Raw genomic sequence first — 14,991 nt, forward strand, 5'->3', positions numbered from 1 at the left:
TGAAAAAGCCGCCCGGAGGCGGCTATGCTGCTGCGTAAAGTAGTTTCATCTGGCCTTTGACGGGAAAAGCAGCCATGCAACGGGCTTCAAAATCTTTTGTATCTATGCTGCCATTCGCGATGTTAGTAACCGCAATAAGTTGCTGCTCTACTCTTCCCAATGCATCAGGCTTCAGGTGCTGGTGAATCTTCTCACCACTCTCTCCTGCCGCTGATTTAGCCGCTTGATATACGTAATCTGGTAATGCTACCCCGTAAACCCATCGGGCGGTTATCTGGCCGAACAATGCAGGGCAACCTCCAACGTGTCCGAAGTGTGGGAGGCCGGACATCTTCGCCAGTGCCTGATAAAACGGATCTTTAAATCGCTTCTCCCATGATGTCGGTTGCTGGTAAACCATCAGGCCTACGATCTGATCTTCTGTAAGTTCGAAATTCTTACTAAGGAGAATATTTTTAATGTGCCGGTCACAGGCACGAGCAAACTTAGGGGAAAGCCATCGAGCAAACTCAATGACCATCTCTGGGTGAATCCAGGTTCGCCCCTTGCGTCCTCGTGTGGTTTTCAATAAAAACCGTGAAATCCCGGTTTTTCTATCTATATCGTCTACGCCCAATTCTTCGGCCAGTTCTCTCGCATACTCTTTAGTGGAAGACAGCCGCACCCAGTCAAACACATCGCGCTCAAAATGCTTTGCCGCTTTAGTTGCATCAACCCAGCAGTCAGAAGTAAAAGGGAACTGGCGCTCATCAAATGTCATCGGAACGATATTGCTCATCGGTAAAACCTCATAGAAAGCGAACCTGTCACACAGAAAAGCCGCCCCAAGACGCTACCGATTAGCAACGGCATCTCTCAGGATCGCTTTCTGCAAGGCTCTTGGTTGGAATTGCGTGTGTGATACGCAGGCGAAAAAAAACCGGCAGACGCCGGTCATTGGTTTTTATGGATAGTTCGGAGGGCAGAAGCCTCCATTACTCTGATATCGTTTAGCGCGCTTGCCTCGTCGTCTATGCCGTGAACCTTCATCAGCCATGGAAGTACGTTGTAATCCAGCCCGGTAACGCCGTTCATTCCTGTGCGCCACTGCGTATACATCGCACGGAACACCTCGAATGAGGGCCAGATATCCGGCCAAACCTCAATATTTACGTCCTCAATGTCGTCGGGCGTCAGGAAGAACGTTGCAAGTTCGTCGGCTGTTGGTTCAGGCGTAAAACACGCCTCGGCAAGCGCTGCTAGTTTTTTTCGCGAACGGAGTAAAGTTCTTTGGTATAAGCGGCGGCGATAGCATCAAAAGCGCGGGGATAGTTTTCCAGCAGAGTGACGAGGTTTTCCCGGTTAAACTCGGCGTCTATATTCCACCCCGCGATCAGGCTCTCCAGGTAGGCGGCAGCGACATGGTTTGAATAGTCACCTGCTTCCGCAGCCTGATCTGCCTGTGTTTTGAGTTCTTTCTCCATCTCTGCCATCTGAGTGCGGGTTTTATGGCGAACGGTCAACTTTACTTTACCGTCGTCTTCGCCCGGGCGGGGGATGATTGCTTCAATTGTGAAGGTGGGATTGGGATTGAGTGAAAATTTAGTAGCCATGTGTCATCTCGTTAAAGCCCCTTGCGGGGCTGGAGTTAATTAACTGCCCTGTTGTTGCTCGTCTTTGTAGAAGGTAGTGCCTTTCGACTGCACAGCGAATGCTGCTGTTACTGTTTCAATCTGGTTAACAACTGGATTTGGTTCGCCATTGAACGATGGCACTGCTGACCAGTAACGGGTTTCTTTAGCCTTAGGTACGTACATATACATAGGCAAAGTGTCACCGGCAGCGTCAGCATCTTTTAATACGGTATAAAATGCCTGGTCTAAATCATGGGCGATTGTATACGTCTGATTTCGAGCTGATTTATATGTTGGCAGGCTTCGCTGGGTGTCATCCTCAAGGAACTGAAACTGGTAGTAGTTTTGCTCACCGCCAGACGCTGCAACCTCTGTAATTTGCGGAATTTGCACCCATGAATCTGGATCGACAACCTTAACTGTTCCGCTGCCTGTGCCAGCAAATAGTTTGGTGTTTGATGTGTTGACGCCACCCAGCGTTGCTGTGCCTCCGGATGCGGCAATCACTTTTGCGACCAGGTTATCCAGTGCAGACCAGGAGGAATTTACGAGGACAATGTCGCCCTCATTTACAGTGCCACCTGACAATGTCAGAACTGCGTTTGTTGCGTTTGATACGGAGCTTACAGTGATAACATCGCCAAATTCATTGGCAACGTACACAGTAGCCCCATTAGGCAAATGAAAGGCCATCGATATTACCTCATAAAAAAAAGCCGCCGATTGGCAGCCTGGTTGAAAGAATTGGATTGGTTACACCACGTCGGCGCGGTATGTCATCGAGACAGGGATTGTGTAGCTGGTGTCGTTCTGAATTCCGGGGTAAATCGTTGGTTCGCCATTGAAGTAAAGCGCCATGCCATCTGCAGGGATAGCCTGCCCATCAGGAAACAGGTCGCATATATGCTGAGCAACAGACAGACCGGATGATTTACCGCGTTGCGCCGGTACGATGACGCTTACCTGATACACGCCTGGGTAAACCTTACATTTGCGGGCAAGGTCAATGCTGTATGGCATGGAAGGCAATACATGCGACTGTAGCCATATCTCATCGTTTGGCGGCTCGAAGCTGATGTTGTCGTAAGCTACCTGAATACCAGATGCCGCCATCCTGTCACCGAGATACGCCTCCAGGGCCGTTGTGATTTCTGGTGTCATTTTTTCAGTTCCCTTGCGGCTTTATCGAGATAAGTTTGAAACTCAGGCACAACAACACGAAGCATCCCGGCAGGAGCTTGTTTAGACCAACCTTCCATTTCTAGCCGGTAGGCATAAGGCAGGGTGTTGGCCAGGAAGATAAACCGGACATCCCCGCTTATTTCTTCTATGTGATTTTTCAGCCTAGCCTTTACTTCCGGTCCGCGCGGGTAAGGCCCTATTTCTGGCGTAGTCTCATCAGGCACTATGTCATGCCCTACTTCCCAATTTGAACGGAAGCGACCTGTATCGACCGGAGACATATCGACTACGCGGTTTGCAACGTCGATCATCGCCTTCTTCGTTACCGTCAGCATGTCGGCTTTAGCTGCCTCACAATGCGCCTTAATGTCGAGTGAAAATTGAGCATTATCCGCCATATCACCGCCTCAACTGCGATTTAAAGCACAGCGTTAAATCAGCCGGCTTAACCGGGTTAGGCTGCAACACGCGATATTTGGCACCGTCCACCAGCACCAGGTCACCGATTTTAATCTCCGGCTCTGCCTGAAAAAGAATTCGGATATCGCCGGTTTTAATCAGCGTTCCGTCTATTTCACCTGGTTCATAATCAACTTTAATTCCAACCGGATCAGGCTTCAGGGCTTTGTCAGGTTCAGTAACCTCTTTACCGTTGATGACTGTCGTCGTGCCCTCACGGGTTACGCTGTAGGAGGTGCCATATTTCCGCAATAGCCGGTCAGGCAATGATTTCATACGGGGATAGAATTTAGCCATATCACCCGCGCCTCACGTCGAAATTGAACACACTGGCGCTTTTTGTCATGCCACGCAGCATGGAATAGAGCCAGGGGAAGTTAACCGTGCCGTCATTGCTTGCACCGTCATACTGCACCGTAACAGCGCCCTCTACGCGCTCCAGAGTGACCGCACCGCCGCTCTGCGTTGGGTTCAGGTCAGTTTCCTGCGCCTCTACAGCAAGACGACACTGCGCCTGCTTTATGCGTGTCGGGACTGTGGATTTATCCACTTTCTCACCGTCGATAAACGCGCCATCTCGCGGCCACGCCAGCGGCTGACCAGAGACGCTACGCGAACCTTTCCAGTTTACAGAGTCGAGATAGTCCATAGCCTGCGCCAGCAACTTCTCGCAGGTAGTGTCATCTGCAGGAATTTCATAGCCTCGCGCTGTAGCGAAGTCTCGCAAATCACTAACGCTGGCGTAACTGTTAAAATCGGGTGATGTTGGGTCGGTAATAATCATTATTTCCTCAGCTTGCCAGTTGCCATGCCCGCCTGACCTCAGTTCGCCTCTCACCGTCAGGGTGTCTTTCAACACTCTCACCGTCTGCATGGTCAACGAGCGAATACGCGGGATAAATCACATCACCGCCCCATGCTCTACCTACGGCATAATCAGCAGCCAAATGCTGCGGCCACTTATCAAGAATGCGTTGAACATGTTGTCGCGGGATGCTGTAACAGACGCCGTGAATAAGGGTTGGTAGCGTGATGAATTGGGGGTTAGATGCCAGTTTTCGCTTAATCTCAGATTGCCACTGCGGCGGCCTGCCGGTGCCGAGATAAAAGCTCAAAAGGTCATCCGGGAATCTGTTAAGCCAGGCTGCCACCTCCTCGTTGAAACCAGCTACTGGCATCGCGTCATCTTCCAGTATTACCACTCTTCCGCTCTGTGTTGCTGCCCACTCTATAGCGCGTCGGTGATTCCATGCAGCGCCGTGGTCGGCTTCATCAATCAGCAGGCTGGCATTTAATGATTCTGCCAGGACAGTAGCTACGTTACGGCGGGAGTGATGGCCGACCACCAGAAAGTTTATTTGTGCGCCCACCAACTTACTCCACTCGTTTCGTTTTTCTTGAATATGGTCGTTACTTGCGTGCCGGTGATGAACCTGCCAGCGAAACGGGTATACACAACGCGGTTAAATGCGCCCATCTCAAATGCGTCAGCTGGACTTTCTGACCGCTGGCAATCCAGCTCAACTACCATTGCGTGCATGAACTCCAGCATTATTGCCCTGTGGCCACCCACAACGCCGCAATTAAGCAACTGCCTGGGTTCCGTCAGGAAATCCCTTATATCGGGATGCTGGTGATTTTTTATCATCCACTCAGAATTAGTTAGCTGGGGTTCCCAGCCAACATACAACACGCCCGACATTATGACCGGTTCATTCAGCATCACGACATCAGTTGCGTCGGTACACCACAGCTCTGTTATCTCAGGATGGTCACGGAGCCATTGCCACTGAATACGCCAACGCTGCATGTAGACAGATAAACCGCAATCCGGCGTTACACGCTCAACCGTCGCCTTATCGTCAGTCACGTCAGCATCAGTCAGTACAGTCACAGGATATTTTGACGACGTAATCAGCGGCTGAACGGCAAGCAGATTATTTGCCCATTTCGTGCCGCGCTGAGGGTCTGCCGTATTAGTCAGATATGACGTGAGCAAATGAGGTTTGCGCGAGTAAGGAACATAATCAGCAAAACGCTCTGCCCGCCTGCGCTTTACTATCTCCTGATTTTTACTCAGGTTGTCGCGCCGCTGTACCGGCGTCAGAGACGAGCTAACTGATTGCTGTCTGTCCAGGGAGTCAATCAGCCTGTCTGAGCCAACAACGTCAGCAAAACGCCAGGATGTCAGTCCGGCGTGAAAGGCCCGGTCTAAATACTCGACATCCTGCTCCATCGCGAAACCAAATGCCGGGTCAAAGCCGCCGATGCGCTCTACAGCTGAGTGGTTAACGTAAATCATGCAACCGCGCGTATGAGAATAAGCTACGTGCTTACCATCGCCGCCAATAAGCGTTGCGTCGCCGATTGGCCGGCCGTTTGCCCAGTTTGGAAAAATGTACGAAAGCACAGGCTCAGGCGACTGAATATAAGGAAGGTGCCAATTCCCGGAAATCGGGAAAGCGTCATCGTCAAACAGAAACAGATGGTCACAGCAGGCGTCCATAAGATATTCAATGCATCGGTTTTTGGCGGCGATAATACCCTGAGCCTTATCGTGACGAATCAGTTTTACACCATCAGGCACCGTAACCGGATTAGCCGATCCGTCATCAATGACAACCACTAACGCACCAGCCGGTAAATATTTCAGCTGTTGCTCCAGCGATCGCGATAAAACGTCGTGCCGGTTGTGGGTCGTGATGGCAATGCCGATATTTGACGCACGCGCAGAAACAGGAGCGTATTGAACGCCGTCGATAGTCACCTGCATCAGTAATCCCCAAAGAAAAGGGGCCGAAGCCCCTTTGATTACGAACCGGCACCCGGAGAGATAACAGCAGCAAAAGGCACCTGTTTGCGGTCAAAGACACGCTTCCAGTTGGCCGCTGATGCCATATCTGTGTAGCTCGGAGTGAGGTTCGGATCATCTTCACCTTCCCAGCTGAAACCGGCTGGCTGGATGATGTACGTCTTACGCTCCCACAGGATTTCAGCACCGCCGCCATTACCGCCATCTGGTTTACGCTGCAGCTCCGTAGGAGTGTGTGGAGATCCAACGCCATAACCAAACGCACCCGCGCCAAAGAACATGGATAGGTAATCACCGTTAGCCATTTTCAAGCTGTCATCCATGAAAATTGGCTTACCGAGATACGTTGCCAGGATGATTTTTCCGGTGGAGTCACGCAGGTATTCAATGAGATCCTGCTTAACCATACGGTTCATCATCGTTGAGTGAACGCCGATTGCAGAGAACTGGTCGGCAGCGTCACCTGCAGTAAATGCCGCGTCCTGGAACGCCGTAGCAAGCTCATTACCAGCTTCGATTACCATATCGCTGTTATCATTAGCAATGTTTGAGGCAATAATGCCTCGCGCCTCGCCAATAAGATAGCGTTGCCATTGACGAGTCCAGTAAGTACCGAAACGATTACGAATCTGCGTCATCGGGTCACTGTTAGCGAGTTCAGACGCCAGATCGGCTACGCCATAGCCCTTGTTCAGGAACAGGGTGCGCGCACGCATGCTGCCCTGAGTGGCCTTACCGACCTTGCCAATCTGATCCGGGTCATCGGTAGACGTGTTTGGAGCTTCGTCAGCATCCAAATCCTGCCAGTAACTTACGGTTGCAGTACCCTGACCGTTTTGCGCCACAACATCGAGTGCGGGCAATCGGGTGATAATGCCTGAATCATATACAGCTGTTTTTTCCGGGCTGTTGACCGGAGCGAGAGTCTGATAATAATCTGCTACGAAAATATCGGAGATTCTGGTTGATACAGTTGCCATGCGGCGTTACCTCATTATTGTGTAGCCTGGAGGCGCTTAAATTCCTCCGGGTTTTCTTTAAATAGCTGCACTCGTTCAATTTCCGAGTAGTCGCTCCATTTTTTGCCGCCGCCGCTGGCGATGGTCAGGCCGTTGTTACCACGGGTTCCAGAGGCCTTGCTTCCAATAACAACAGGTGCGAATAACTTGTTGTTTCTGAATTCTTTTTCGAGTTCTTCAAGCGTTGCCGCTGATGGGCTGCCGGTTTCATCGACAACGCGGGTTTTACCGTCTTCAACAACAAGGCGGGATTTGATGTGTGGCGTAAGAATTGCTGCACTGTCTCCTGCCAGTTTTGTAGCCATCGACTGAGCAACGTTATCCACCAGCAGCGTATGCAGCTTGCCGTCTCGCTCTTCAATCTGAGCCATCAGCTCCCGCTCACGTACAGACAGCTTTTCAGCCCAGCTCTTTTCGAGTGTGTCCAGATCGCCTTTTTTGCGGGCCTGTTCGTCTGCCAGCTTCTGTGCTTCGGCCTCTTTCTCTTTAGCCAGTTTGGCGGATGCTTCACGCTCTTCACGCCACTTGGCTTTCTCCTTCAGGAGTTCAGCGTTCTTCTGTTGCAGGCCGTCAACATCAGGAGCGCCTTCTACTGAAAGCTGATAGCCTTCGCCTTTTTCGCCATACAGCGATTTAGTTGAATCGTCGAGAGCGTCAAATTCTTCTTTAGTCAGTGCAAACTTAAGTGCCATCGTTAACCTCTGGTTTGATGTTGGAATCTCAGATTCCGGGCATAAAAAAGCCCCGGCATTTAGCCAGGGCTGTTAGTTATGTGGTTTTTATTTAATGAGCAGTCTCGCTGCTGTTGGCATACCTTCCGCTGGAAGCTCTAAGCCGTAAGCTCGCAACCCTGTTTCCTCATAAAATTCCTTGAGTTTTAATCGAATGTACTCAGTGATGTCGCGTTCTATGTTGGCCCTTACAGCACCAGCATTCATTGCTGTTTTAGTTTCTTCAGAATTCATAATCCCGCCTCTTTGAATGATTCTTCGTCCAGTTCACGCAACTGGTCAATGTTCAAATACTTGCCTTTATCAGTAAAGAACTTCTCAGGCGACAACCCGCCATCACGCATCAGGCTGGCTCTGGTCGGGCCAAGTACCTCATTCTGACGCGATACCGGCTGATTCTTCAGCCAGTCCAGATAGTTCGTATCTGCTGGCACCTGCCCGCCCATCGAAGCGCGAGTACCGGCTGGCATCTCATCAATGTCGATACCCATCTCGCGCCATGATTTAGTAACCAGCGTTTCGGTTGACCTGCAACACCAATGAATGCGTCCCGGTCCTGCCCCATAGGGGATTTTGTGTCCTACTGGCTTGTTATCCATCGTATACTGCTTGCTGTCGCGAATGATGCAGATCGAAGTCGTGCTGGTGTCCAGCGTGCTGAGCCACTTCTTACCCTTGATGTAATCACTATTTTTGTCTGCGAACTCATCACGGGCCACCGCAGCAGTATGCGCCACCGCCGTTCTGACAATGGCCGAAGCATTGCGCCTGCTGGCCTCCAGTGTGCCGTCCTTATACCGGTTGGCGCGAGTGCCACGCACTTTACGAATGATCTGCTCGTTAGTGTCACCAACGAGATAGCCATTGCGGACAGTGTTGGCAATGCGGGAAAGGCGATCATCTTCCAGGTTGTCGGACCACTCCTTGAGTAGCCTCCCCTGAAATGGCTTAGCCATGGCCGCAGCGTATATCTGCTGCTCAGTAATGGCCTGTAGCGGGAACTTGCTCTTAACGATGTCCGACAGCAGAGAATCAAACAGGCTCATCTGGTAGCCAGATTCATAACCGGAAAATTCCAGCAATTCATTCGTCAGCGATTTGTAATAGCTGCTGACAGCCTGTTGATTTAGCTGCCGAATACTGCCTAGCATTGACTCCAGGCGGCTGATTGAGAATGAGCCACGCGGCATATCATCAAGCGCCACCAGCAGCCGTGCGCTTAACTCTGCATCAGCATCATTAAGCACCTTTAGCACCTTGTCCGCTACGCCGAGTTCATACCTCGTCAGGAACAGCCTGTGAGCTATCGACTCGCTCTGTAGCCGGTCGTTGATTGTTGCCATTAGTCAGCCCTGTGAATGTCGGCTCAGCGTCTTTAAGTTCCTGCTCGATTTCTTCTGCCTGCTCATCCTGAGGCACCAGCCCGACCTTCTGCTGGTAGCGGATGAAATCAACCAGGCGCATATATCCCGACTGAACAGACGACATCAGCGCCGTGATAGCCGGCGAGTCGAGCGTGGTAATCTCATACTGTTTATTGAGCGTGACCGTGTACTCCCCTTCCCCGGCGAACATCACAGCGAACGACAAAGCACGGTTAATGGCCTGCTCTACGTTGCTGGCGCAGAGAGAGAGGATGGAGTTATCTGTCTGCGCCTCGTCGCCTGCCTGTGTTGCAGTGCGGGCAGCTGTGTTGCGCTCAATTAGCTTTGCGCCCAGCATCGCCATTTGCTTTTCACGGCGTTCGGCGACAGTGATGAGAATATTTCGTTCTTCCGGCTGGGCGAATTTAAAATCCCCACCCTTCGGCAGCATGACGCCTTTACGCGAGCCAACGGTGAACCCATCAACCAGATATTTATCTGCCCATTCATCAGTCAGCCCGGTGAGTCCAACCATCGGCTGCCCTACCGTGTGCGCAGCTTCTGCGATATCAGCTTCACACTGATAGTGCTTGATATTGACGTATGCAATATCAGCAAGAGGTGGCGTGTCAGGTGTGTGGTCATTGTTTGACGAGCCAATCCAGGACCAGGGTAATTCTGTCAGTGGGATATTGTTCGCATCAGTGAATGGTGTCAGGGAGTTACCAGTGATTTTATCGGTTCCCTGCTCCCATTTACGCCAGTGAGCAATGCCATTGACCAAACGCAACTCAATCCAGTGCGTTTTCATCGTCAGCTCAAAGCCTTCCGGGTCGTCAACCGGCTCTTCATAACGAACAACCACCAGCGACGTTTTACCATTTGTCACGCGCCAGTTGATGATCTGCTTTGCCGTGTATAGTTGCAGGACTGGGCGGCCTTTGCTGGCCTGCGACTGAATGCCTGATCCGGTATAGTCGGTCAGGATTCCTGCGCGGCCACGTTGCAGAACCTGCGACAATGCATCACGTCCTAGCTGAGATAATGGCTGGCCTTCACCATCCACGTTATCTTTTAGCTCTTCCAACGAACCCGACATCTCGATGACCGGCTGCTTCATGAAGGCAATGCCGATTAACCCTGACAGAGTCCTGCCAGTAGCGTTGATAAAAGCAGCACGTTTAATGTAAGCATTATAACGCTCACCGTTTTTGTCTTCGCTTTCATTTCCTGGGTGCGGCAAATATTTACCGCGCTGCTTTTGAATCTTGCGCTCACCGTCAACGCAGTCGCCAACCATCTGCCATTCGGGAGAAAACTCAGACCACCCTGGATGGTGGTAATCAATGTTTAAATCAGTCATGTGCTTACCATTTGAAAGTGATTGGTTTGGGTGGTTTTGGTGGGTTATGCAGAACCGCGTAGCGTGTTCCGTCCCAGTCGTGATCTTCCTGCTGTGTATCAACGTCATCAGGTTTTTTGCTGTCGCGGACGAGTACAGGAATACGGCTTATCCAGCCACGGCAGTAATCGAAAACATAGAACGCGGGTTTTTCTGGTATCCCGGATTCCAGTTTTTTTCCTTCGACAACTGCCTCCAGCATGTCGGCGAACAACGCGGCACCATTAACGCGAGAACCGGGCTTTTTGTTGGCCTCAACCCATTTAACACCCTGCGCTTCCATTTTTTGAGCGATTGAAAGCTCATCATCACCAGTGTTGTAGATCGCGCTGTCGGCCGGGCCGGGAACAACCTTTTTGCAGATACCCGGCATAATGTTGAGTTGTCCCTGAGTGACACCATCAAGTTTTATCTCGTCCGGTTCGTCAACTTCCTGGCCTGTTAATCGCTTATCAATCCACGCAACACCTTTTGCAACGTTGGTGGATGACATGTTCAGCCCTTTATTCAGTTCGTCAGGTGGGCAACCGTACCATTCACCAATCAGAATCAGAGACCCTGCTGGCGGGCAGAATTGACGCCCATCCGGCAGCGTCGCCACTGTGCCATCCGTGCGAGCCCACCAGAGGTTGGAAAACGGTTTCGACTCACCCCAGTCATGGGAACGGTCAACGGTCCAACTATCCGGTATGCGGAAAGGCTTAATTACGTGCAGAGATTCATTCCACAGATGGTCAAATCGTCCGCCACTGGTAACATCCCATGAGCCATCTACCCACGCCTTGCGTCGGTTCGGGTCTTTAATGCTCATCAGCGTGGCGATGTACTGCGGGTCAAGATACGGGTTCTCCTTGAACGAGCCGTGAATGGCAACGCGCGTTAGCGTCACATCATCTTCGCGCTCTGTCTGTGGGTTAAACACCTTCTGCGTTTCGCGTATGATGGTGCCTCTCGGTGCTGGCTCGATGAAGCGCTTCTTCACCCAGGTATGCCCAATGCCGAATGGGTTCGTCGTGCTGAATGTCTCCAGTGGGATCGGCTTGATGAGTGAGCCATCTGCAAGTGGGTAATCCTCCGGTCTGAACGATGACCGTCTGCAGGAAAACATCATCTCGTAGAATTCTGGTGACCGCTGCTTGGTCAGTTCGTTGAAACCGATGAATGGAAACTCCTGACCGTGGTAATCCCAGTAGTCGCTCTCTTCTTTCCCGAATCGGAAAAGCAATTCCTCGCCAGTCGGCCAGACCCACCTCAGTTCACTGGCCGATGCAAGATATCGCGCGCCGTCGCTGAACAGGCGATACATACGTTTTGACTGGGTGATAATGTCGGTGAGATTCTTATACTCGGTATCGAAAATAACGCCGCGCCAGAACGACCCGTACCCGAGACCAACCAGGCGACGAAATCGCGCAAGTTGTGCGGCAGTTTTACCTGGGCCGCGCGTACCCTCGTAAAGAATCTCGTTACAAGGGCAGCTCAGGGATAGCGACTGCGACCCCGGCAAAGGTTTCCAGACGGCTTTGTAATTCATCCACCCAATACCTCGCCTTGCTGCTGCTGTGCTGCTTTCTCCCATTCATCAACGTTTGTGCATGATGGAATTGGCATGATGTTGTGAGTGGCTGTAACTTTCTGTTCGACTTGCTCCTTGAATGCCTGAACGCTGACATGCTTGCCAAGAAGCTCCAGATTTTTAACTTTATCAGGCCATTTAATCTTTTTAAGTAAGCCAGCAGAATCACCGGCAAGTTCTGTGACGTCCATACCAGATAGCGTGGTGCGCCAGACTTTAGGCCACTGCGTTATTGGCTTTAGTTCGCCATTAACAAGCAGGATGTCGAGCACGTCCATCTCATCTATCTCAACGAGACGGCGAAGTACATAATCAGCGTTAACCTGCGTGCGCTCATTTCTCTCGGCCTTCAGTTCAGCAATGCGATCCTGTATCTCAGGTTTTTTCAGGTTTTCTTGCCCAATGCTGTAAGCGGTCTTGTCGCTGTATCCCGCTCGCTTGGCTGCCTGAGTTGCGTTCAGGTCTGACAAATACTCACGGGCAAACAGCTCTTGTTTGTCGGTGAGCTTTGCCATATTAGAATTTCCTGCTAAGAAGTGCGTATCCCGCCACCGGGCGCACAGTAAATTAATCCTGCTATTTCGCTGATTGACAGTTTAATACTCTGTGGAAGTTAAAAGCCGTTGTGAAAGTGGCTCTTGGTTATTTTTAGTGCTGGAGAAAATTGAGCGTAAAACACTGTATATGAGGTACGAACCTATGACAGTTACCCAGTTAATCGGAATTACTGCATTAAACCCGGCAGCATGTGCAAACATGTTCCACCCATTAAGTAGAATCCAGCTGATCAACAGGCCGATTGTTACCGCACCTATAAATAACAACGCAATCAGAAGCACAGCCTGACTCGTTGATAGCCCTTGCTTCTTGACATTCATCACGTCGATTACCTCTTGGACTGATACTTTTTCGCCCATGCTTTCGCTATGAACAGACAGTCATCAAACATCTTTCCTTTCGCGCTGGCTGAAGCTGAACGGCGGTAATGGTCTACCGCCCGATCAGCGCTCATGCGGGCTACTGTATTGTCAAAGCCCTGCTTCACCAGCTCAGAGATAACGTTTTTCTCTATGAACTGTATTGGCGTCATGCAGGTTCTCCATCGGGAAAGTTGCCCAGATCTGGCATTTGTACCTGTGACAATTCAGCGATGACCTTTTGCACCGCACGGATTTTTTTCAAATGACCCTTGCGAATTGTCATTCTTGAACTTCCCGGCCTGCCAAAAGTTTCAAGTGACCATTCGTTAACCCTGACAACCCTGTTTTGCATTTCTCCTACTGCCAAATCCTTTAAGCTTCCCATGTCAAGCAATGAAAGGTTTGGCTGAGCCTCTTTTTCAATGAGATCAAGTAACCAGCGACGAAGTGATTTAGCTACTTTGGTTTCTGCCAGCATTCCAAGCAAGTGTGCGCCGCGAGGCGAAAATATTCTCGCTCTGTTATACTGTAACTTATTGTTTTTATTACGAGAGGTCACAGTGACCACTCGCGTCATTTCTGCACTGAATTCATCTTTATTTCTGTTGTAAAGGCGGTTTACTGATTTTTCATCAGCATATTCGAGCAATTCAGCCATGTTTAAGCTCGTAAACCATATCTTTCCGTCTCCGTTATCAAATGGCACAACAGAGTGATTTTTAAATGTCAGTTCTTTCATATCGGTATTTCCTTTTAGTGGTGAACCTTGTCTCACAGGAATACAGCCCTCAGAAGGCATCCGACAGCCAGCCGAATTCCTCAAGGGTCACCCTGAAAGGTTCTGAGTTAGGTTAATTGCGCGTGAGTTGCGCGTGGATTTACTACAAAAAAAGCCCCGCTAATGCGAGGCCGGTTTAATTTCAGACGGGTTGTAAGACGGCCATTATCCTGAGTGTCAGCTCACCACCATTTTCAAACATGTTTTTTATCTGATTTTCTGTATCCGTTAAAAATCCATACAGTCCATTTTGCTTAACATTTGTAATAAAGGGTCTTACTGTCGCCTGGAATGAACGCAAAGACGGATTAACGTACGGAACGGGATAAAGATGCGTTTCATCCCCTGTTTGCTGGGTAGAGAAGCTCAGGGTAATTTGTGCAGGCATGTACTCAAATATCACATTTGATGGTATGCACGAGATGTAGAGACTGACAAGATAATTCTGATCTTCAATCACTCCCTGATTTCTCAGCATCAAGTCCGTACTTTCAAGTGTAAAAGTTAATCCGCTCGCTTTATTAAAGTATACTGTTGAATCTGTAATTATTGCGCTCAATTTATAAACCTCTCTATTAAATACGGATCGGTGACTACATAAAAAAAAGGCCGCCGATTGGCGACCTCTTATTTCGGTTCATGCGTTACTGCGTTTTTTCAACGTTCTGTATTGCTCTGATATAGTCCTGAAGCCCGTTTATTTGTTTTTCTGCGGTAACAAGCTGTTCTCTGAGACGCCAATAAGCTCGTTCAGCGTCTGAAGTGAGTTCGGGGGAGGAAGCATCAGCCATGCCGCTGGCGCGGGTAGCGTCGGACACTCGCTCACAGGTGGCGTTGACGCGCAGCCGCTTAGCGCCGCTGCTAACGTCACGCTGCAAATCAGCAATCGTCTGTTTCGCATCGGCCAACTCCTTTGTGTATTTCGCGTCAATGGCCGCCACAACGCGCTGTCTGGCCTGCATATCAACGATGATTTTTTGTCTGGATTCAGCCAGTTGTGCAAACTCGCGCTGCTTGTCGAGGGCGTGGTGGTAGCTGTCGCGATAGTAGAATGCCAACCGGCCCGCAACGACGATCCCAACGACCAGTATTCCGACAGCCATAGTTCGCCAACTGAATGCGATATTCATCGCAG

21 protein-coding genes are annotated in these 14,991 nt (G+C 50.4%); all 21 read right to left on the reverse strand.

All coding sequences use genetic code 11. From position 1 onward, the window contains the following. Positions 1-22: 22 nt before the first annotated feature. Positions 23-778 (reverse strand): KilA-N domain-containing protein, encoded by a 756-nt coding sequence (locus BL249_RS05280; protein ID WP_099706870.1) that lies wholly within the window; start codon positions 776-778, stop codon positions 23-25. A 155-nt stretch (positions 779-933) separates the two neighbouring features. After that, positions 934-1,176 carry a DUF1799 domain-containing protein gene (locus BL249_RS05285; protein WP_099706871.1) on the reverse strand — a complete coding sequence of 81 codons (243 nt, stop codon included), beginning with the start codon at positions 1,174-1,176 and terminating at the stop codon, positions 934-936. Positions 1,177-1,238: 62 nt separating this feature from the next. Further along, positions 1,239-1,592, reverse strand: a complete 354-nt coding sequence (locus tag BL249_RS05290) for a phage tail assembly chaperone (RefSeq protein WP_099706872.1) — start codon at positions 1,590-1,592, stop codon at positions 1,239-1,241. A gap of 39 nt (positions 1,593-1,631) precedes the next feature. Then, a complete protein-coding gene (locus BL249_RS05295; protein WP_099706873.1) occupies positions 1,632-2,306 on the reverse strand; it encodes a phage tail protein in 675 nt (224 codons plus the stop codon). A 60-nt stretch (positions 2,307-2,366) separates the two neighbouring features. Next, on the reverse strand, positions 2,367-2,774 hold the full coding sequence (locus BL249_RS05300) for a phage tail terminator-like protein (protein WP_099706874.1): 408 nt from the start codon (positions 2,772-2,774) through the stop codon (positions 2,367-2,369). Continuing rightward, positions 2,771-3,193 carry an HK97 gp10 family phage protein gene (locus BL249_RS05305; protein WP_099706875.1) on the reverse strand — a complete coding sequence of 141 codons (423 nt, stop codon included), beginning with the start codon at positions 3,191-3,193 and terminating at the stop codon, positions 2,771-2,773. Before BL249_RS05305 ends, BL249_RS05300 begins: the two co-directional genes overlap by 4 nt. Position 3,194: 1 nt before the next feature. Continuing rightward, positions 3,195-3,551, reverse strand: a complete 357-nt coding sequence (locus BL249_RS05310) for a hypothetical protein (RefSeq protein ID WP_099706876.1) — start codon at positions 3,549-3,551, stop codon at positions 3,195-3,197. A 1-nt stretch (position 3,552) separates the two neighbouring features. Then, a complete protein-coding gene (locus BL249_RS05315) occupies positions 3,553-4,038 on the reverse strand; it encodes a DnaT-like ssDNA-binding protein (protein ID WP_099706877.1) in 486 nt (161 codons plus the stop codon). A gap of 7 nt (positions 4,039-4,045) precedes the next feature. After that, on the reverse strand, positions 4,046-4,627 hold the full coding sequence (locus BL249_RS05320; protein ID WP_099706878.1) for a hypothetical protein: 582 nt from the start codon (positions 4,625-4,627) through the stop codon (positions 4,046-4,048). Further along, entirely contained in the window at positions 4,609-6,027 is a 1,419-nt protein-coding gene (locus tag BL249_RS05325; RefSeq protein ID WP_099706879.1) for a glycosyltransferase family 2 protein, read from the reverse strand. The genes BL249_RS05320 and BL249_RS05325 overlap by 19 nt, the downstream gene beginning before the upstream one ends. Positions 6,028-6,065: 38 nt before the next feature. After that, on the reverse strand, positions 6,066-7,046 hold the full coding sequence (locus BL249_RS05330) for a major capsid protein (RefSeq protein ID WP_099706880.1): 981 nt from the start codon (positions 7,044-7,046) through the stop codon (positions 6,066-6,068). A 14-nt stretch (positions 7,047-7,060) separates the two neighbouring features. After that, the gene (locus BL249_RS05335) at positions 7,061-7,777 is read right to left on the reverse strand and encodes a hypothetical protein (protein WP_099706881.1); all 717 of its coding nucleotides are present in this window, start codon (positions 7,775-7,777) and stop codon (positions 7,061-7,063) included. Between the two features lie 87 nt (positions 7,778-7,864). Continuing rightward, entirely contained in the window at positions 7,865-8,050 is a 186-nt protein-coding gene (locus BL249_RS05340) for a hypothetical protein (RefSeq protein WP_099706882.1), read from the reverse strand. Next, a complete protein-coding gene (locus tag BL249_RS05345) occupies positions 8,047-9,159 on the reverse strand; it encodes a hypothetical protein (protein ID WP_099706883.1) in 1,113 nt (370 codons plus the stop codon). Before BL249_RS05345 ends, BL249_RS05340 begins: the two co-directional genes overlap by 4 nt. Continuing rightward, the gene (locus BL249_RS05350; protein ID WP_241898841.1) at positions 9,092-10,651 is read right to left on the reverse strand and encodes a DUF4055 domain-containing protein; all 1,560 of its coding nucleotides are present in this window, start codon (positions 10,649-10,651) and stop codon (positions 9,092-9,094) included. Before BL249_RS05350 ends, BL249_RS05345 begins: the two co-directional genes overlap by 68 nt. Continuing rightward, positions 10,548-12,116 carry a terminase gene (locus tag BL249_RS05355; protein ID WP_099706885.1) on the reverse strand — a complete coding sequence of 523 codons (1,569 nt, stop codon included), beginning with the start codon at positions 12,114-12,116 and terminating at the stop codon, positions 10,548-10,550. The genes BL249_RS05350 and BL249_RS05355 overlap by 104 nt, the downstream gene beginning before the upstream one ends. Next, positions 12,113-12,673: a terminase small subunit gene (locus BL249_RS05360; protein ID WP_099706886.1), complete on the reverse strand. Its 561-nt coding sequence runs from the start codon at positions 12,671-12,673 to the stop codon at positions 12,113-12,115. Before BL249_RS05360 ends, BL249_RS05355 begins: the two co-directional genes overlap by 4 nt. Positions 12,674-13,044: 371 nt before the next feature. Continuing rightward, on the reverse strand, positions 13,045-13,248 hold the full coding sequence (locus BL249_RS05370) for a hypothetical protein (protein ID WP_099706888.1): 204 nt from the start codon (positions 13,246-13,248) through the stop codon (positions 13,045-13,047). Beyond that, the gene (locus BL249_RS05375; RefSeq protein WP_099706889.1) at positions 13,245-13,817 is read right to left on the reverse strand and encodes a hypothetical protein; all 573 of its coding nucleotides are present in this window, start codon (positions 13,815-13,817) and stop codon (positions 13,245-13,247) included. The genes BL249_RS05370 and BL249_RS05375 overlap by 4 nt, the downstream gene beginning before the upstream one ends. 181 nt (positions 13,818-13,998) lie before the next feature. Beyond that, positions 13,999-14,415 carry a hypothetical protein gene (locus tag BL249_RS05380; protein WP_143354881.1) on the reverse strand — a complete coding sequence of 139 codons (417 nt, stop codon included), beginning with the start codon at positions 14,413-14,415 and terminating at the stop codon, positions 13,999-14,001. An 85-nt stretch (positions 14,416-14,500) separates the two neighbouring features. Continuing rightward, the coding region (locus BL249_RS05385; RefSeq protein ID WP_446717709.1) for a lysis protein at positions 14,501-14,991 on the reverse strand (491 nt) is incomplete at its 5' end.

Source organism: Erwinia sp. OLFS4, from assembly GCF_002752165.1.
Taxonomy (GTDB): Bacteria; Pseudomonadota; Gammaproteobacteria; order Enterobacterales; family Enterobacteriaceae; genus Izhakiella.